The organism is Rhizobium sp. WYCCWR 11146 (genome assembly GCF_013591995.1).
In the GTDB taxonomy this organism is placed as follows: Bacteria; Pseudomonadota; Alphaproteobacteria; order Rhizobiales; family Rhizobiaceae; genus Rhizobium; species Rhizobium indicum.
This window is the reverse complement of record NZ_JACCEY010000007.1, coordinates 180,451-199,376: the sequence shown is the minus strand read 5'-3', so window position 1 is coordinate 199,376 and position 18,926 is coordinate 180,451. Positions and strand designations below refer to the sequence as shown.

Below are 18,926 nucleotides of genomic sequence, written 5' to 3'. Positions count from 1 at the left end.
TTCCTCCCTGTGCCAGCCGTGCTCCCCTCCCGGAAGCAGGGCCGGATGTGGCGATTAGAGATTGCGGGCGATCACCATGCGCTGCACGTCGCTCGTTCCCTCATAGATCTGGCAGATGCGCACATCGCGGTAGATGCGCTCGACCGGATAATCGGCCATGTAGCCATAACCCCCATGGATCTGGATCGCGTCTGAGCAGACACGCTCGGCCATCTCGGAGGCAAAGAGCTTCGCCATCGAGGCTTCCGACAGGCAGGGAAGCTCCGCCTCCCTGAGGGAAGCCGCGTGAAAGACGAGCTGCCGCGCCGCCTCGATCCGCACCGCCATATCGGCAAGGCGGAAGGCAACGGCCTGATGTTCGAAAATCGGCTTGCCGAAGGCCGTACGCTCGCGGGCGTAGTCACGCGCCGCCTCGAAGGCCGCCCGCGCCATGCCGACCGCCTGCGCGGCAATGCCGATCCGTCCGCCCTCAAGATTGGCGAGCGCGATACGGTAGCCTTCGCCTTCCGCACCCAGCCTCAAATCCGCGGGAATGCGCATGTTGTTGAAGGCGATCTGGCAGGTATCGGTGGAATGCAGTCCGAGCTTTTCCTCGACGCGGATCACCTCGTAGCCCGGCGTATTCGTCGGCACGATGAAGGCGGTGATGCCCTTCTTGCCGGCGTCGGGATCGGTGACGGCGAAGACGATGATGACATTGCCGTTCTTTCCCGAGGTGATGAACTGTTTGGCGCCGTCGAGCACGTAGTGGTCACTGTTACGCCGCGCCCGGGTCTTCAGGTTCGAGGCATCGGAACCGGCCTGCGGCTCGGTCAGCGCAAAGCCGCCAATCCATTCGCCGCTGGCAAGTTTCGGCAGGAAGCGCTGCCGCTGCTCCTCGGTACCGAATTTCAGGATCGGCGCACAGCCGACGGAACTATGCACGCTCATGATCGTCGAACACGGTCCGTCGCCCGCGGCAATTTCCTCCAGTGCGGCGGCATAGGCGACCACACCGGTATCCGAGCCGCCATAGGTTTCCGGCACCAGCATGCCGAGCAGCCCAAGTTCGCCCATCTCCTTCAGTTCCTCGCGTGGGAAGAGATGCTCCCGGTCGCGTTTGGCCGCCCCCGGTGCCAGCCGGTCGCGGGCAAAGTCGCGGGCGAGATCTGAGATTTGCTGCTGGAGGTCGGAAAGGATCATCTGTTCTCTCCTCCTATTGCCGTTCGATGGCGACGGCGGTCGCTTCGCCGCCGCCGATGCAGAGCGCCGCCATGCCGCGCTTCAGGTCGTATCGTTCCAGTGCGGCAAGCAGCGTCACCAGGATGCGAGCCCCCGAAGCGCCGATCGGATGGCCGAGCGCGCAGGCGCCACCATGCACATTGACCTTTTCATGCGGCAGATTGAGATCGCGCATCGCCGCCATGGCGACGACAGCGAAAGCCTCATTGATTTCGAAAAGATCAATCTCAGAAAGCGGCAGACCGGTGCGATCGGATAGTTTCTGCAACGCACCGATCGGTGCGGTGGCGAAAAGATTGGGCGCCTGCGAATGCGTGGCATGGCCAAGGATGGTGGCAAGCGGCTTGAGGCCGCGATGCTCCGCCTCGGAGCGGCGCATCAGCACCAGGGCTGCCGCGCCATCGGAAATCGAGCTGGAATTGGCAGCCGTCACCGTGCCGCCGTCACGGAAGGCGGGCCTCAGCGTCGGGATTTTGTCGAGCTTCGCCTTGCCGGGCTGTTCGTCCCGGCTCGCCACCTGCTCGGCTTTGCCTGATTTTACCGTGACCGGCACGATCTCGCTTTCGAAACAGCCTTCGGCAATCGCCTTCTGCGCCCGCGTCAGCGAGGCAATGGCGTAATTATCCTGCGCCTCGCGTGTGAACTGATAGGCCTCGGCGCAATCCTCCGCGAAGCTGCCCATCAAGCGCCCCTTGTCATAAGCATCCTCCAGCCCGTCGAGGAACATGTGATCCACGACACGCCCATGGCCAAGCCTGTAGCCGCCGCGGGCCTTGTCAAGGAGATAGGGCGCATTCGTCATGCTTTCCATGCCACCTGCAATCGCCACAGAAGCGCTGCCGGCGGCGATCAGGTCATGCGCCATCATGACGGCCTTCATGCCTGAGCCGCACATCTTGTTGACGGTGCTTGCCGCGGTGGCGAAGGGCAGACCGGCATGGATCGCCGCCTGGCGCGCCGGCGCCTGCCCCTGCCCCGCCGGCAGCACGCAGCCGAAGACGACCTCTTCGATCACCTCGGCCTCGACGCCACTGCGCTGCAGTGCCGCGCGGATCGCCGTTGCTCCGAGCTCCGGCGCTGTCGCCTCCTTCAGTTCTCCCTGAAAGCTGCCGATCGGGGTGCGCGCTGCACCCACGATGACGATGGGATCCTGCAAAACCATCTTTCCTCCTTCGGGCGAAGCGCTCAGCGCGCGCCCATCCGCAATGCGCCGTCGAGGCGGATGACCTCGCCGTTCAGCATGTTGTTTTCCAAGATATGGCGTACCAGCCCGGCAAATTCCGCCGGCCGACCGAGCCGCGGTGGAAAGGGCACGCTCTTGCCGAGTGCTGCCTGAACCTCGGCCGGCATATCAGCCATCATCGGCGTCTCGAAAATACCGGGTGCGATCGCGACGACGCGAATGCCGTGGCGTGCAAGCTCGCGGGCGATCGGCAAGGTCATTGCCGCCACCCCACCCTTGGAAGCGGCATAGGCCGCCTGGCCGATCTGGCCGTCAAAGGCGGCAACCGAGGCCGTATTGACGATCACGCCGCGTTCACCTTCCGCATCCGGCTCGGTCTTCTGGATTGCCGCGGCGGCAAGCCGGATCATGTTGAATGTGCCGATGAGATTGATGCTCACCGTACGGGCAAAACTCTCCAGCCGGTGCGGCCCGTCGCGGCCGATCACCTTTTCGGCCGGCGCCACGCCCGCGCAATTCACCAATCCGCGCAAGCCGCCGAAGGCTTCGACGGCAGCGGCAACCACTGCTGTTCCCTGCTCCTCATCGGCCACGTCGGCCTTGACGAACTGCACATCGCTCCCGAACTCCCGGGCGATATGTTCGCCCGCTTCGGCATTGAGATCGGCGATCGTCACGCGCCCGCCTGCCTCGACAAGCGCGCGCACCGTTGCAGCACCGAGGCCGGAGCCGCCGCCGGTTACGATGAAGCTTGCTCCATGGACCAACATGAACCTGTTCCTCCCTGCCGGCCGCGACCTCCTCCAAGCGCAACCGACGGGTACGATTCTATTCCCTCCACCTATTGCAAGCGATGACAGAACTGCTCCATTATTTCGGACAGTTTTGCCACAAAGAGGGCGCGATGGCGGAAATCGAGCGACGCATGATTGCACCGGCCTTTGTCGAGGAGGCCCTCGACAGCCTGCGGCGGCTGGATAAGCCGACAGAGCCTATTCTTGCGCGTGTGGGACTGCCGCCGCTGGTCGATCAACCGGTGTCGGCCGAGACCTATGGCGCGCTCTGGCTGGTAATCGCCGCCGAACTCGACGACGAATTCTTCGGCATGGGCGGCCGACCGATGCGCGGCGGCAGCTTCACGCTGCTCTGCCACTCTGTGCTGCATGCGCCGACGCTGGGTCACGCCCTGCGCCGGGCGCTGCGCTTCCTTGATGTCGTGCTCGACGATCCCAGAGGACGGCTCGTCATCCGCGACGGTCTGGCAGAGGTCGAGCTCACGGATGCCAACGGCCCGCGTTCAGCCTTCGCCTATCGCACCTATTGGATCATCCTGCACGGCATCACCTGCTGGCTGGTCGGCCGGCGCATTCCGATCCGGCTCGTCGATTTCCGCTGCGCGGAGCCCAAACAAGGCGCCGACTATCGGCTCTTCTTCGGCGCGCCAGTGCGTTTCTCGCAAACCATCAGCCGGCTCGGCTTCGACAGCGCCCTGCTCGACCTGCCGGTGGCACGTAGCGAACAGGCGCTCAAACAGTTCCTGCGCGGCGCGCCCGCCAATATTCTGTTGCGCTATCGCTATGATGCCGGTATCGCCGCCGCCGTCCGCCGGCGCCTGAATCTGGCCACGCCGGCTGCCTGGTCGCGCTTTACCGAGCTTGCAGCCGATATGCGAATGCCGCCCTCCACGCTCCGCCACCGCCTGCACGACGAGGGACAAAGCTATGCCGCCATCAAGGACGATATTCGCCGCGACCTCGCCGTCGATCTGCTGCTGAACACATCGATGACCATCGGTGAGATTGCCGTGCAGCTCGGCTATTCCGAGCCGAGCGCCTTCTTCCGGGCCTTCCGGAAATGGATGGATAAGAGTCCCGAAGCCTTTCGCCGGGAGGAAGCTCTCTCGCAATTGAATGAGCCATCACAATCAAGGGCACTTTGACCCCGCCGCAACCCGCGCTACATATTTCAGCGGGAGGAGTGCCATGTTTGATTTTTCGCTCGGCGAAACCGCGGACGCGATCCGTGAAACGACGGCGCGGTTTGCCGCCGATCATATTGCTCCGCTGGCTGCGGAGATCGACGAAAGCAACACGTTTCCACGCCAGCTCTGGCCTGAGATGGGCGCGCTCGGCCTGCATGGGATCACCGTCGAGGAAGAATTCGGCGGCGCCGGTCTCGGTTATCTCGATCATGTCGTCGCCATGGAGGAAGTTTCGCGCGCCTCGGCCTCCGTGGGGCTCAGTTACGGCGCCCATTCCAATCTCTGCGTCAACCAGATCCGCCGCTGGGCCTCGCCGGAACAAAAGCGCCGCTATCTGCCGAAGCTGATCTCAGGCGAACATGTCGGCTCGCTCGCCATGTCGGAGGTCGGCGCCGGTTCCGATGTCGTCTCCATGCGGTTGCGTGCCGAGAAAAAGGGCGACCGCTATATTCTGAACGGCACCAAGTTCTGGATCACCAACGCGCCGCATGCCGATGTGCTTGTTGTCTATGCCAAGACCGATCCCGCAGCCGGCCCGAAAGGCATTTCCGCCTTGATCATCGAAAAGGGCCTGCCCGGTTTCAGCGTCTCCAAGAAGCTCTCCAAGCTCGGCATGCGCGGCAGCGACACGGCCGAACTGGTCTTCGAGGATTGCGCGGTGCCGGCCGAGGCGCTGATGGGCCGGGAGGGAGAAGGCGTGAAGATCCTGATGTCCGGCCTCGACTACGAGCGCGCCGTGCTTGCCGCCGGACCGCTCGGCATCATGCAGGCCTGCCTCGACGTCGTGCTGCCCTATGTGCGCGATCGCAAACAGTTCGGCAAAGCGATCGGCGATTTCCAGCTGATGCAGGGCAAGATCGCCGACATGTATGTCGCGCTGAATTCGGCGCGCGCCTATGTCTATTCCGTCGCCCGCGCCTGCGATGCCGGCCGCGCGACGCGCACGGATGCAGCTGCTGCGATCCTCTTTGCCAGCGAAAATGCCGTGAAGGTCTCGCTGGAGGCGATCCAAGCGCTCGGCGGCGCCGGCTATACCAAGGAATGGCCGGTCGAACGCTTTTTGCGCGACGCCAAGCTTTACGATATCGGCGCCGGCACCAATGAGATCCGCCGTTACCTCATCGGCCGGGAGCTCATCGCATCATGACGGTGATTTCGACTGCGATCGACCGCGACAGCGACAGCTTCAAGGCCAGTGCCAGCAAGAACAAGGCGCTTATCGACGAGCTCCACGACCGTTCGGCGAAAGCGCGCGAGGGTGGATCGCAGACAGCGCGCGAGCGCCATACCGGCAAGGGCAAGCTCTTGCCGCGCGATCGCATCCAGTTGCTCATCGATGCCGGCAGCCCGTTCCTGGAGATCGGCACGCTTGCGGCCAACGGCATGTATGATGACGAGGCGCCCGGCGCCGGTATCATCGCCGGCGTCGGCCGCGTTTCCGGCCGCGAGGTGATGATCGTCGCCAATGACGCGACGGTGAAGGGCGGCGCCTATTTCCCGATGACAGTGAAGAAACATCTGCGGGCGCAGGAGATCGCCATGCAGAACCGGCTGCCCTGCCTCTACCTGGTCGATAGCGGCGGCGCCAATCTTCCGCATCAGGCCGAAGTTTTTCCCGACCGCGACCATTTCGGCGCAATCTTCTACAACCAGGCCCAGATGTCGGCCGAAGGCATTCCGCAGATCGCCTGCGTCATGGGAAGCTGCACTGCAGGCGGCGCCTATGTGCCCGCCATGTCCGACGAAACGGTCATCGTGCGCAATCAGGGCACGATCTTCCTGGCCGGCCCGCCGCTGGTCAAAGCCGCGACCGGCGAGATCATCTCGGCCGAAGAGCTCGGCGGCGCCGAGACCCATGGCCGCCGCTCCGGCGTCGTCGATCATGTCGCCGAGAATGATGAACATGCACTGCTGCTCGTTCGCGATATCGCAGCCACCCTCAACAGCGTGAAATCGGTCGATATCGACCTCCAGCCGCCGCGACCGCCGAAACTCGATGCCGAGGATCTCTGCGGCCTCATCCCGGAGGATGTGCGCTCGCCCTATGATGTGCGGGAGGTCATCGGCCGGATCGTCGATGGCTCGGAACTGCATGAGTTCAAGCCGCTCTACGGCACCACGCTGGTCTGCGGCTTCGCCCGCATCTGGGGCATGCCCGTCGCCGTCATCGCCAATAACGGCGTGCTGTTTTCCGAAAGCGCGCTGAAGGGCGCGCATTTCATCGAGCTTGCCTGCCAGCGCCGCGTGCCTTTGCTTTTCCTGCAAAACATCTCCGGCTTCATGGTCGGCGGCCGTTATGAGGCCGGCGGCATCGCAAAGGATGGGGCAAAGCTGGTGACGGCGGTTGCGACCGCCACCGTGCCGAAGGTCACGGTCATCATCGGCGGCAGCTTCGGCGCCGGCAATTACGGCATGTGCGGCCGCGCCTATCGCCCGCGCTTCCTCTTCACCTGGCCGAACAGCCGCATCAGTGTGATGGGCGGCGAACAGGCGGCCTCGGTGCTTGCCACCATCCGCCGAGACTCCATGGAGGCGCGCGGTGAGAATTGGCCTATTGAACAGGAGGAAGCCTTCAAGGCGCCGATCCGCGCCGGCTACGAGGCCGAGGGCAATCCCTATTATGCCACCGCCCGCCTCTGGGACGACGGCATTATCGATCCGCGCCAGACCCGGGATGTGCTGGGCCTTGCCTTCTCCGCCTGCCTGAATGCGCCGATCCCCAAAGGGCCGCACTTCGGCCTGTTCCGGATGTGAGGCGGCGATGATGGAAAGCCTTCTCATTGCCAACAGGGGTGAAATCGCCCGCCGCATCATCCGCACCGCCAAGTCGCTCGGCATCCGCACCATCGCCGTCTATTCCGAGGCCGATGCCGGCCTGCCCTTCGTAACGGAGGCGGACGAGGCGATCGCCATCGGCCCCTCGCCGGCCCGCGAAAGCTATCTCTCGCAGGAACGCATCCTGGAGGCCGCCCGACAAACCGGCGCTGCGGCGGTCCACCCCGGTTACGGCTTCCTTTCGGAAAACGCCGGATTTGCCGAAGCGGTGGAAAAGGCCGGCATCCTCTGGGTCGGTGCGCCGCCCGCCGCCATCCGTGCGATGGGCCTCAAGGATGCCGCCAAGGAATTGATGCAGGCGGCCGGCGTGCCTGTGACCCCCGGTTATCTCGGACCGGACCAAAGCGAAGAGAGGTTGGCGGCCGAGGCGGACACTATCGGTTATCCCGTGCTTATCAAGGCCGTCGCCGGCGGCGGCGGCAAGGGCATGCGCCGCGTCGAGCGCGCGCAAGATTTCGCCGAACTTCTCGCCTCCTGTCGCCGGGAGGCGGCTGCCTCCTTCGGCGACGACCGTGTTCTGATCGAACGCTATATCGCCAATCCGCGCCATATCGAGGTGCAGGTTTTCGCCGATCAGCTCGGAAATTGCGTGCATCTGTTCGAACGCGATTGCTCACTGCAGCGCCGGCACCAGAAGGTCATCGAGGAGGCTCCCGCCCCTGGTCTCGATGCCGCCACCCGCGCTGCGATCTGCGATGCGGCAGTGAAGGCAGCAAGAGCGGTCAATTATGTCGGCGCCGGCACCATCGAATTCATCGCCGATGCCTCGGAGGGCCTGCATCCCGACCGGATCTGGTTCATGGAGATGAATACCCGGCTGCAGGTGGAACACCCTGTCACCGAAGCGATATCAGGCGAAGATCTGGTGCTGTGGCAGCTGAAGGTCGCAAGCGGCGAGCCACTGCCGAAAACGCAGGACGAGATCGTCATGAACGGCTGGGCGTTCGAAGCCCGGCTCTATGCCGAAAACCCCGCCGCCGGCTATCTGCCCTCGACCGGCCGGCTCGACCATCTCAGACTGCCGCAAACGGTCCGCGTCGATAGCGGCGTCGAACAAGGCGATGAAATCACCGCCTTCTACGATCCGATGATTGCCAAGATCATCGCCCATGGGCCGAACCGCGAGGCCGCACTCTCGAAGCTCGCAGCCGCCTGCGCCGGCATCGAGGTCTGGCCGGTCAGATCCAATGCCGGCCTGCTCGCCCGCATCGCCGTCGATCCGGATTTTCGCGCAGCTCGGATCGATACCGGCTTTCTCGACCGCCATGGCGATAGCCTGGTGGCGACGGAGCCGAGCGAAATCGCGATCGACACCGCGGCCACGTTGCTTTCAAGAAAAAAGGATGGTGATCCCTGGTCCGCGCTTGCCGGGTTCCGCATCGCCGGCGCGGATGACAGGAGGGTGCGCATCCGGATCGGCGATCACCTCCATTGGGGGCAATCACGTCCGGAGCTTGAGGCCAATACCGTCACGATCGGTGAAACCACGGTGCTTTTCGAGGCCGGCAATGCCTGGCCGATCAGCCTGCCCGTCGCGAGCGAAGTCGAAGCAAGTCAGGGTGCCGGCGATGGCGCGATCCTTTCGCCCATGCCCGGCCTCGTCATTTCGGTGGAGGTCGCCGACGGCGATCGTGTCGCCAAGGGGGACCGCCTACTGACGGTTGAAGCGATGAAGATGGAGCATTCTCTGCGTGCGCCCTTCGACGGCATCGTCGAAAAACTGCAGGTTTCCTCGGGGATCAGGGTCTCGGAGAACCAGCTGGTCGTCAGCATTGTGAAGGAGGAGATTTGATGGCCGGCCGTTATTTCGACGAATGGACAGTCGGCGACCGCATCGCCCACGACATCCGCCGCACGGTCACCGAGACCGACAACCTGCTGTTCACGACGCTCTCCCACAATCCGCAGCCGCTGCATCTCGATGCCGACTATGCGGCCGGCACCGAATTCGGCCGGATCGTCGTCAACGGCACCTTCACCTTTGCGCTCACCGTCGGCCTTTCGGTCGGCGACACCACGCTCGGCACGCTCGTCGCCAATCTCGGCTATGACAAGGTGACGATGCCAAAACCGGTCTTCATCGGCGATACGCTGCGAGTGGAAACGGAAGTGATAGAACTGCGCCGCTCGAACTCCCGCCCCGACGCCGGCATCGTCACCTTCCGGCATATCACGCTGAACCAGCGCGGCGAGATCGTCTGCCAGTGCCTGCGCACGGCAATGCTGAAGGTGAAGCCGTCATGAGGCTGCGCTCGCTGCTCTTTGCGCCCGGTGACCGGCCGGAACGTTTCGAAAAAGCGCTCGCCTCGGGCGCCGATGCCATCATTCTCGACCTGGAAGATTCGGTTGCGCCCTTAAACAAGGCGAAAGCGCGCGAGAGCGTGCACGAGTTCGTCCTGCATCATGCCGGCGAGACCCCTCTTCTGATCCGCATCAATCCCCTCGCCTCGCCAGAATTCGAAGACGACCTTGCCGCTTTGAGCGGCCTTCATCCTTTCGCGATCGTGCTGCCGAAGGCCGAGGGTGCCGCCTCCGTGCTGAAACTCGCAGGCTCTCTTGCATCTGAAATCCCCATTTTGCCGATCGCAACCGAAACACCATCCGCGATCTTCGAAATCGGCAGCTACCGAGAGGTCTCGGCGAGCCTTTGCGGCCTGACCTGGGGTGCCGAGGATCTGCCCGCCGCGATGGGGGCTGCGACCGCGCGCAGGACGGATGGCCGTTATACGCCGCCTTTCGAGCTTGCCCGCTCGCTGACGCTATTTGCGGCGCACGCCGCCGCCATTCCGGCCATCGACACCGTCTATCCCGATTTCCGCGATCTCAACGGTCTCAGGGCCTATGTCGGCCGCGCCCGGCGCGACGGCTTTTCCGGCATGATGGCCATCCATCCAAGCCAGGTCGAAGTGATCAATCACGCCTTCACGCCGGATGCATCCGAAATCGCCTGGGCGGAGAAAGTTGCCGCCGCCTTTGCCGCCAGGCCCGACGCAGGCGTCATTCAGCTCGACGGACGCATGCTGGACCTGCCGCATCTCAAGCTGGCGATCCGCATCCTGGAGATATCAGGCCGATAGCCAGCGCGCCGCTCGCTTGACCGTCTTCGGCCAATTAGTCTGACTTCGCTGTTCGCTCGGAGGCGATTGGCTCTTGTCGGGAGAGGTAACCGGCACCGACGGCGACGTAGAGATCTACATAATCCTTGGCAACCTGCTGCACAGTCGCTGCGAGACTTGCCTGGGCATCGGAGACGGAACGCTGAGCGTCCAGGACATCAAGCAGCGACGAAGCGCCCTGCTTGTAGCTCGTCGTTGAAAGCGCGAGCGATTCCTGCGCCGTTTTTACCTGTCTGCGCAACGGCTCCAACGTCTGCGTGTCATTGCGAACGGCCGACAGGGCGTTTTCCACTTCTTCGACCCCATTCAGCACTGCCTCTTTCCAGGCGAGATATTGGGTCTTGGCATCGGATTTTTCGATATCGACATTCGCACGCAATTTGCCGCCATCGAAGATCGGCAGGTTGAGCGTCGGTCCGAAGGACCAGTTGGTCAGGGTTCCGCCGCTGGCACCGGATGATTTGACCCAGCTCGGTGAGATCGAACCGGATAGCGAGATCGACGGGTAGAGCTGGGCTTCGGCAGCACCGATATCGGCGACCGCCGCCGCTAGCTCGCGTTCGGCCTTGCGGATATCGGGACGGTTGCGGATGAGATCGGCCGGAATGCCGGCGCGGATGTCGCCACGGAAAACCGGCTGGCCGGCGCTTTTCTGCAGCTCGTCCATCAGCGAGGCCGCCGGCATCCCGAGCAGAGTGGCAATGTGATGGGCCGATTCGGTGAAGCTCTGTTCGAGGCCGGGGATATCTGACTTCGTCGACTGAACAAGGCCTTCGGCCTGAACGACGTCAAGGCGAGAGGCCGCACCTGCCTTAAGCTGCAGCTGCGCGAGTTCGTAGGTCTCCTGACGGGACTTCAAATTCGCCTGCGAAAGCGCGATGCGCTGCTGATAATAGCGGGCGTCGACATAGCTGGAGACGAGGTCCTTCAGAAAGGAGAGCTTCGCATCGTCGGCCGTTGCGTAGGCGGCCCCAAGCGAGGCGATGGCGCTTTCCCTCGAGCGACGGTACTGGCCAAAGATGTCGAGTAGCCAGGAAAGGCTGGCCTCGCCGCCTGTCGTGTTCGTGGTGCCGATCGTCGTACGCTGCGAACCCTTTTCGCCGGATACCGTGTGCGATGCGTCGACATCGAGGCTCGGCAGGCCACCGGCACCGGCAACCGTGACATTGGCAGAAGCCGAATTGATACGCTCGAGCGCCTGCAGGACATCAAGGTTCTCGCTGAGGCCATGAACCACTAGGCCGTCGAGCCGCTTGTCACGATAGGCCGTCCACCACTGCGCCGTCACGACATTGCCGTTGTTTTTGCTACCGCCGTCTGCGAATTTAGCAGGAAGCGGCATCTGTGGGGGAACGTGATCCGGGCCGCTAACGCAGCCTGCCAGCAGAAGTGTGATCGCCGATGCGGCGTAGCGCAGGGATGATATTTTCGTGCAGAGCGACGGACTCACTGGCGAGCTTTCTGAACCGGGATCGTAGGTTCAGGCTTAGCGGCACCAACGTTAATGGCGGTAAAGACACTGTAAAGTTAGGTAAAATCCGGGTCCCGTCGCACATCTCGGTTCCACAGAGCTGCGCGGCCTCGTCCACCGCCGCCTCAAGCTTCGTCGATTGGTCCTCAGACGTGTTCGTCCGCCAAGCCATAGGGCATCGGCCGCCTCGGAAGCTCCAGGGTGATTGCCAGGCCACCGGCATCAGGCAATGACGCATGCACACGCCCGCCATGGCGTTCGATGGCCTGCCTGGTGATTGCCAGACCCAGGCCGTATCCGCCTCTTGGCACGGCCTCTGTCCCGCGTGAGAACGGCTGGAAGATCCGTTCGAGTTCGTCTCGCCTGACACCTGGCCCCTGATCCGTAACGCAGATTTTGAGGCGGTCGGTCGTCGCCTCGCAAGCTACTGATATGTGCGAATGCTCGGCCGTGTATTTGACGGCGTTGCGGACGACGTTTTCGAGCGCCCGGTAGATCAGCTCACCTTCGACCTCGGCGCGGAAGGTGCCCTCGACACTGGTTGTGATCGACACCTCCCGTGCCTGGGCTTCGAATGCCGCGTCGCCGAGGATTTCGTTCAGGAGTTCGATGACATCAAGAGTGTGCGTTTTCAGCGGAAGGCCGGATCCCGCAGTCAGCCTCGCAAGCGTCAGAACTTCGCCAACCAGCGCATCGAGCCGTTCGACCTCCCGGTCCATGCGGTCCAGCATGGCGCCGAGTTTCGCCGGGCTCTGCCGGAGGACGCCGACAGCGGCCTGCAGGCGGGACAAAGGCGAACGTAGCTCGTGGGAGACATCATGGAACAACCTCTGTTGCGCATCCTGCAGCTCCTGAAGCCGGGCGGCGCTGGAATCGAAGTCATGCGCAAGCGCGGTGACCTCGTCCTTTCGGCCGGCCATTTTGTCACCGATGCGGAAGTCGAAGCGGCCATGGGCGAGCGCGCTCAAACCATCACGCAGATGCACGACGGGACGAATGAGGTACCGGGCAAGTGCGCCTGCCGATATCGTGCTCGAAATCAGGATCGCCAGCCACGGTATGAACGGACCAATGGCGTCGAAGGTGAAAGTAGCCCGAACCGGCAGGGAAATCTGATAGCAAATCCCGTCCTTCTCGACGGATCTTGTATCGACGGTCTTTGGAACCGCACAGGCATCGGCTTTCGCAGTTTTGGAAATCGTCAGACCAGGCGGTAGCGTCTCTTCGTTTGTGCGTACGAAATACGTGGCGGCATCTTCGCCATCTCTTGAGAGCACGTTTGCGGTCAGGTTCAGGGTGATCGCTCGCCGCTCTTCATCCAGTTCGCGCGCAAAAGGAACCCCCTGGAGAAAATTGACGAGCAGGAAGATCACGCCAACTGTCGCCGCCATCGTCAGCCAGATCGTCGTGAAGAATTTCCAGAAAAGCCGGGGCATGGTCAGTCCACGAGAAGTTGATAGCCCTGGCCGCGAACGGACTGGATCCAGGATTGTCCGTCCTCCCTCAGTCCGAGCTTCTGACGAACGCTGCTGATATGGACGTCGATACGGCGATCGAACGGGGTCAGCGGCTTGCCGAAGGCCCGCTTCGAAATGTCCTGCTTCGACACGAGCTGGCCGGCGCTGCGAGCGAGGACCTCGAGCAGGCTGAATTCCGTGCCCGTCAGTTCCAAGCTTTCGCCGCGCCATTCGGCGATCCTGCTGCTCGGATGAATCACGAGTTTTCCCGCCCTTATCGTGTCGGTCGTCGCCCCGGCGGCCGGCTGACCTGCCCGACGGAGGATGGCGCGCAACCTCGCCGCAAGTTCGCCCGGTGAGCATGGCTTCGGCACATAGTCGTCGGCGCCGAGATTGAGACCCGATATCCTGTCGACGTCATCGCCCCGTGCGGTCAGCATCAGGACCGGGACCTGGCTGAGCTTCCTGATCCTCTGCAGAACCTCGATCCCGTTCATCCGAGGCATCATGATGTCGAGCACGATAATATCGACCGTATTGCCGGCAGCAGCGGCAATCGCGGCGCGACCGTCCGTATCGGTGACGACCTCATATCCTTCTTCGACCAGATATTCCTGCAGAAGCGTCGTCAGCTCGGCATCGTCGTCGATGAGGAGAACCTTGTTCATTCACTTCGTCCGTCATTGATCCTTGTCAGCCATACAGCACAAACACAGTCGCGCGACCGAGTTTTACCTAACTTAACACTAACTTGACCGCACTTAACGTTCACCCCGTTACTTATCCTTCCATGACATCGCCGCGAGCCAGGATCGGGTTGCCTCAACATGAGCCGCAATCCTTCATCGAGTTGGCACGGATCGGGAAAAGGCACCCATGCCTTTGACCACAAGGAGTGCATCGTTGAGAAAACCGCCCAGAATAGTCGCTGCCGCTCTTGTTGCAGCAGCGCTCCTGCTTCCCCTGCGCAGTGCCATGGCGGATCAATCCGCCGCACCCGCCCTTACCGTCTCGCTGGTGACGCCCGCTGAGCGGGACTGGCCGGAAACCGTTCCCGCAAGCGGCTGGCTGAAGCCCTGGCAGGAAGCCATCATCGCTTCCGAGACGAGTGGTCAGCGCGTAACCGAAATCCTGGCCGACGTCGGCTCCGTGGTTAAGAAGGGGCAGACCCTCGTCCTGATGTCGCAGGACAGCGTGCAGGCCGACCTTCGCAAGCAGGAGGCGGCCGTCGTGACCGCTAAGGCAAACCTGACAAAGGCGAAGGCCAATGCCGATCGGGCTCGCCAGCTTCGCTCTTCGGGCGCCCTCTCGGATGAAAAGATCGTCGAATATTTCGCCGACGAACAGACGGCGACGGCAAGTCTTGCGTCTGAAGAGGCGGCGCTCGACAGCCAGAAGATCAAGCTCGACCAGACAACCGTCACGGCCGTCGACGACGGTCTGATAACCTCGCGATCGGCCGAACTCGGCGCGGTCGTCTCGTCGGGCACCGAACTGTTTCGCCTGGTCCGCCAGCAGCGCGTCGAATGGCAGGCCGAGGTTTCGGCTCGTTACCTCTCACGCATCTCGGAAGGATTGAGCGTCGACATCGACGGGCCGGACGGACGTCCCATTCAGGGCAAGGTAAGGCTCGTCGGACCTTCGATCGACACCAATACAAGCCGGGCGATCGTCTATGTCGCGCTTCCCCAGGATGTTCAGCCGCGCACCGGCCTTTATGTCACCGGCACTATCGAACTGAGGACCACGCCGGCGCTGACGGTTCCGGAGACGGCGATCGTTTTCCGTGACGGCATAAACTACGTCTTCACCGCCGGCGAGGACAAGCGGGTAAGGCGGGTGCGGGTGGAGACCGGCCGCCGCAACGACGGCGAAGTCGAGATCGTCTCCGGCATAGATAAGTCGGCGAGAGTGGTGACGTCGGGCGGAGCGTTTCTGTCGGACAACGATCTCGTGAAGACTGCGGGAGAAGGTTGATGAACTTTTCTGCATTTTCGATCCGCAATCCCGTACCGGCAATCCTGCTCTTTGCGATGCTTGCCGTCGGCGGCTTCCTGGCGTTCAAGCATCTGCCGGTCCAGAACTTCCCCGATATGGACCTCCCGACCATCAAAATTACCGCGACGCTCGATGGCGCCGCGCCGGCGCAGCTCGAAACGGAGGTCGCCCGCACGATCGAGGACAATCTTGCCTCGCTGAGCTATCTCGACCACGTCACGACGACGATCACCGATGGCACGGTGTCGATCAGCGTGTCCTTCAAACTGGAGAAGGACAGCGAAACGGCCCTGAACGAGGTCCGCAACGCCGTCGACAGCGCACAGGCCGATCTGCCGGCGCAGATGCAAACGCCAAGCGTCACCAAAGTCACCGTGCAGAGTTCGGCGCTGGTCACCTATGCCATCCAGTCTACCGCCCTTAATGAAACCGAGCTCTCCTGGTTCATCGACAACGATCTGACCAAGGCGCTCCTGTCGGTATCGGGCGTCGGACAGGTCAACCGCATCGGCGGTGTCGACCGCGAGGTTCACGTCGACCTCGATCCGACAACGATGGCGGCATTCGGTGTGACGGCGACCACTGTGTCGGCGCAATTGAAGTCGGTTCAGGCCGATACGTCAGGTGGCCTTGGAGAGATTGGCGGCACTCGTCAAACATTGCGCACGCTCGGCGCCGTGGCGTCGGTCGATGCTCTGAAGGAGCTCAGAATTCCTCTGGCCAACGGGCAGCAGGTTCGTCTCGACGATGTCGCATCCGTCACGGACAGCTTCGCCGAGCGGTCCTCGATGGCCTATCTCGACGGCAAACCGGTGGTCGCGGTCGAGATCAAGCGCTCGAACGGATTTTCGGACAGCGGTGTCGCTGCCGACGTCGACACGGCAATGAAAGCGTTCGCAGCCAAGCATTCCAACGTGCAGATCGAGGAGGCCTACAGCACCATCGGGCCGATCCTCGACAATTACGACGGCTCGATGCACATGCTGTACGAAGGAGCGATCCTGGCGATCGTCGTCGTCTGGCTCTTCCTTCGGGACTGGCGTGCGACGGTCCTGTCGGCGGTGGCGCTGCCATTGTCGGTCATACCGACCTTCCTCGTTATGTATCTCGCCGGCTTCAGCCTGAACATCGTCACTCTGCTTGCGCTGTCGCTCGTGGTTGGCATCCTCGTCGACGATGCCATCGTCGAAGTCGAGAACATCGCCCGTCACCTGCAGATGGGCAAGCGGCCGATCGACGCCGCTCTGGAGGCAGCCGACGAGATCGGGCTCGCCGTCATCGCAACCACCTTCACGCTGGTCGCGGTCTTCCTGCCGACGGCCTTCATGAGCGGCATACCGGGACTGATATTCCGCCAGTTCGGTATCACCGCCGCCGTTGCCGTCCTTGTCTCACTCGTCGTCGCACGCCTGCTGACGCCGATGATGGCCGCCTATTTCATGAAGGCCCATCCGACTGAGGAAAAGGACGGCCGCATCATGCGCGCCTATCTGGCAATCGTGAAAGCCGCCATGCACCGCAGGAAAACCACGGTGGCAGTGACTGCCGCCGTCGTCGCACTTTCGCTTGCCACCATCCCACTCCTGAAATCCGGCTTCCTGCCCGCTTCCGACGACGCGCGAGCTCAGATCACGCTCACCATGCAGCCGGGTGCCACTATCGAGCAGACGGACGCCACGACCACGAAGGCCGCCGATATCGTCGGCAAGCTCCAGGACGTGACACATGTCTTTTCCTCGGTCGGTTCCGCATCCTCGGGCGGTGGCCCCGACTCCAGCACCACGAGCAGCGTCGGATCTGCGACGATCGTCGCTGTGCTGTCGCCCATCGGCGAGCGCGATCGCAAACAGTCGGAAATCGAAAACGACATCCGGCAGGCGCTCTCGGTCCTTCCCGGTGTGCGGGTCGCGGTCGGCGGCGGCGGCAACGGCACGAAGCTGGAGATCACCCTTGCCAGTGACGATGCCAACGCGCTTGACAGTGCAAGCACGGCGCTCGAAGAGCAGCTCCGCACGCTGCAGGGCATCGGCGCGGTGACATCGACCGCAGCCAGGCAGGCGCCCGAGATCCAGATCACGCCCGACTTCGCCCGCGCAGCAGCGCTCGGGGTGACGTCGAGCGCCATCGCCGAGGCGGTGCGCGTAGCGACGAACGGGGAATATTCCGCCGATCTGCCAAAACTCAACCTGCCGCAGCGCCAGGTTCCGATCGTTGTCCGCTTCAGCCCCGAGACACGTACGAAGCTCGACGACATCAAGAACATGCGGGTGGCTGGAACGAACGGCAATGTCGATCTCGGGTCGATTGCCGATATCCGGATCGGCGGCAGTCCGTCGGAGATCGACCGCATCGACCGGATGCGCAATGTCACTCTTTCCGTCGAGCTCAACGGCCGCATCCTGGGCGACGTCAACCGCGAGGCGCAGGCTCTGCCGGCACTCCGACGCCTGCCGCCGGGGGTCACCCTTGTCGAACAGGGCGAACTGCAGCGCAGTTCGGAGCTGTTCCAGAGCTTTGGCCTTGCAATGGCGATCGGTGTGTTCTGCATCTACGCAGTCCTCGTCCTGCTCTTCCACGACTTCCTGCAGCCACTCACCCTTCTGATGGCTCTGCCGCTCTCGCTCGGCGGTGCGCTGGTGCCGCTGGTGGTGACCGGAACCAGCTTCTCGATGTCGGCCGTCATCGGGCTGCTCATGCTCATGGGCGTGGTGACGAAGAACTCCATCCTTCTCATCGAATACGCGATCATGTCGCGTCGCCAGGGCATGTCGCGGTTCGATGCCCTTGTGGATGCCTGCCACAAGCGCGCGCGACCGATCATCATGACCACCATCGCCATGGCATTCGGCATGCTTCCGGTGGCTCTCAGCCTGACAGGCGGCGATTCCAGCTTCCGGCAGCCGATGGCGATCGTGGTGATCGGCGGTGTCATGATGTCGACGCTGCTCAGCCTCATCGTCATCCCTGTCATCTTCACTTTTGTCGACGACCTCAACGAGGCGCTCAAGCGCCTCGTGCGCCCGACCGGGCCTGATACTGCCGACTCGGAACCGCTTGCATCCAACGATCGTGCGGCGATCACCTTCAAGCCCGAGCTTTCGAAGCGAGGGCAAGGTCCGAGATGACCATCTGCGCCATTGGCCGGATGGTTCCGTAGCCGATACGGGCCGCACCGGCGGCTTTCATGGCAACCTCTTCGGTCGAATTCCCTCCCCCGGGACGAGACCGCGGGACGTGTTCCCCCGCAGGCGGCCTCGCGCCGCCTGCGCGTCCTGCATCTTCTCTGCCAACAGCCTACCTCGCCTGCGTCGCAGAAAGAACCTTTACCAAACTTTACACTTCCTTAACCGCGCTTAACATCCACACAGCTATTAGAGTTCGACCTCAGTTCAATCCGGAGTGTCGTGTGTCCAAGGCACATCGAAATATTCTGCATTGCCGCTTCGCGGAGCGAAAAGTCATATTTGCCGAGATTTGGCGGTGGTTGCTGAAGCTTGATTCAAAAAATTATATCTCAATTGCTGCTCTCTTAAGTCCCGGGATCCAATCAGGCCGCGCTGAAAACGTTCGAATAGAGCGTCATGCTCTACTGGAAGACATTTCAATTGGAGGAACGGGGTGATCGATGCTCCGGGTGATCAGGGCGTGTTTGCCGGACAGATCG

At 62.7% G+C, this 18,926-nt stretch carries 14 protein-coding genes; 8 read left to right on the top strand and 6 right to left on the bottom strand.

The window, feature by feature from the left end:
- Positions 1 to 54 precede the first annotated feature (54 nt).
- Genes HX899_RS03975 through HX899_RS03965 form a run of 3 tightly spaced genes read right to left on the bottom strand, consistent with a single transcriptional unit; the run spans position 55 to position 3,174 of the window.
- The gene (locus HX899_RS03975) at positions 55 to 1,182 is read right to left on the bottom strand and encodes an acyl-CoA dehydrogenase family protein (protein ID WP_138334632.1); all 1,128 of its coding nucleotides are present in this window, start codon (positions 1,180 to 1,182) and stop codon (positions 55 to 57) included.
- Positions 1,183 to 1,195: 13 nt separating this feature from the next.
- A complete protein-coding gene (locus tag HX899_RS03970) occupies positions 1,196 to 2,383 on the bottom strand; it encodes an acetyl-CoA C-acyltransferase (RefSeq protein WP_181291670.1) in 1,188 nt (395 codons plus the stop codon).
- Between the two features lie 23 nt (positions 2,384 to 2,406).
- A complete protein-coding gene (locus tag HX899_RS03965; RefSeq protein WP_138334630.1) occupies positions 2,407 to 3,174 on the bottom strand; it encodes a 3-hydroxyacyl-CoA dehydrogenase in 768 nt (255 codons plus the stop codon).
- Between the two features lie 83 nt (positions 3,175 to 3,257).
- On the opposite strand from HX899_RS03965, the gene HX899_RS03960 reads away from it, so the two are divergent.
- Genes HX899_RS03960 through HX899_RS03935 form a run of 6 tightly spaced genes read left to right on the top strand, consistent with a single transcriptional unit; the run spans position 3,258 to position 10,297 of the window.
- On the top strand, positions 3,258 to 4,343 hold the full coding sequence (locus tag HX899_RS03960; RefSeq protein ID WP_138390281.1) for an AraC family transcriptional regulator: 1,086 nt from the start codon (positions 3,258 to 3,260) through the stop codon (positions 4,341 to 4,343).
- Between the two features lie 43 nt (positions 4,344 to 4,386).
- Complete coding sequence (locus tag HX899_RS03955; RefSeq protein ID WP_138334628.1) at positions 4,387 to 5,532, top strand: isovaleryl-CoA dehydrogenase; 1,146 nt, start codon at positions 4,387 to 4,389, stop codon at positions 5,530 to 5,532.
- Positions 5,529 to 7,139, top strand: coding sequence for a carboxyl transferase domain-containing protein (locus tag HX899_RS03950; protein WP_181291669.1), 1,611 nt, complete (start codon positions 5,529 to 5,531; stop codon positions 7,137 to 7,139). The genes HX899_RS03955 and HX899_RS03950 overlap by 4 nt, the downstream gene beginning before the upstream one ends.
- 7 nt (positions 7,140 to 7,146) lie before the next feature.
- The gene (locus HX899_RS03945; protein WP_181291668.1) at positions 7,147 to 9,012 is read left to right on the top strand and encodes an acetyl/propionyl/methylcrotonyl-CoA carboxylase subunit alpha; all 1,866 of its coding nucleotides are present in this window, start codon (positions 7,147 to 7,149) and stop codon (positions 9,010 to 9,012) included.
- Positions 9,012 to 9,464 (top strand): MaoC family dehydratase, encoded by a 453-nt coding sequence (locus HX899_RS03940; RefSeq protein ID WP_181291667.1) that lies wholly within the window; start codon positions 9,012 to 9,014, stop codon positions 9,462 to 9,464. The genes HX899_RS03945 and HX899_RS03940 overlap by 1 nt, the downstream gene beginning before the upstream one ends.
- Positions 9,461 to 10,297 (top strand): CoA ester lyase, encoded by an 837-nt coding sequence (locus HX899_RS03935; RefSeq protein WP_181291666.1) that lies wholly within the window; start codon positions 9,461 to 9,463, stop codon positions 10,295 to 10,297. Before HX899_RS03940 ends, HX899_RS03935 begins: the two co-directional genes overlap by 4 nt.
- A 34-nt stretch (positions 10,298 to 10,331) precedes the next feature.
- Here the strand turns inward: HX899_RS03935 and HX899_RS03930 are convergent, their stop codons facing one another.
- From HX899_RS03930 to HX899_RS03920, 3 genes are all read right to left on the bottom strand, one after another.
- Positions 10,332 to 11,786, bottom strand: a complete 1,455-nt coding sequence (locus HX899_RS03930; protein ID WP_181291665.1) for an efflux transporter outer membrane subunit — start codon at positions 11,784 to 11,786, stop codon at positions 10,332 to 10,334.
- Between the two features lie 167 nt (positions 11,787 to 11,953).
- Positions 11,954 to 13,243 carry an ATP-binding protein gene (locus HX899_RS03925; RefSeq protein ID WP_181291664.1) on the bottom strand — a complete coding sequence of 430 codons (1,290 nt, stop codon included), beginning with the start codon at positions 13,241 to 13,243 and terminating at the stop codon, positions 11,954 to 11,956.
- A gap of 2 nt (positions 13,244 to 13,245) precedes the next feature.
- Entirely contained in the window at positions 13,246 to 13,932 is a 687-nt protein-coding gene (locus tag HX899_RS03920; protein WP_105010368.1) for a response regulator, read from the bottom strand.
- Positions 13,933 to 14,140: 208 nt separating this feature from the next.
- Between HX899_RS03920 and HX899_RS03915 the strand changes: the two genes are divergently transcribed.
- Positions 14,141 to 15,241: an efflux RND transporter periplasmic adaptor subunit gene (locus HX899_RS03915; RefSeq protein WP_181291663.1), complete on the top strand. Its 1,101-nt coding sequence runs from the start codon at positions 14,141 to 14,143 to the stop codon at positions 15,239 to 15,241.
- Positions 15,241 to 18,387, top strand: coding sequence for an efflux RND transporter permease subunit (locus tag HX899_RS03910; RefSeq protein ID WP_181291662.1), 3,147 nt, complete (start codon positions 15,241 to 15,243; stop codon positions 18,385 to 18,387). Before HX899_RS03915 ends, HX899_RS03910 begins: the two co-directional genes overlap by 1 nt.
- Positions 18,388 to 18,926 lie beyond the last annotated feature (539 nt).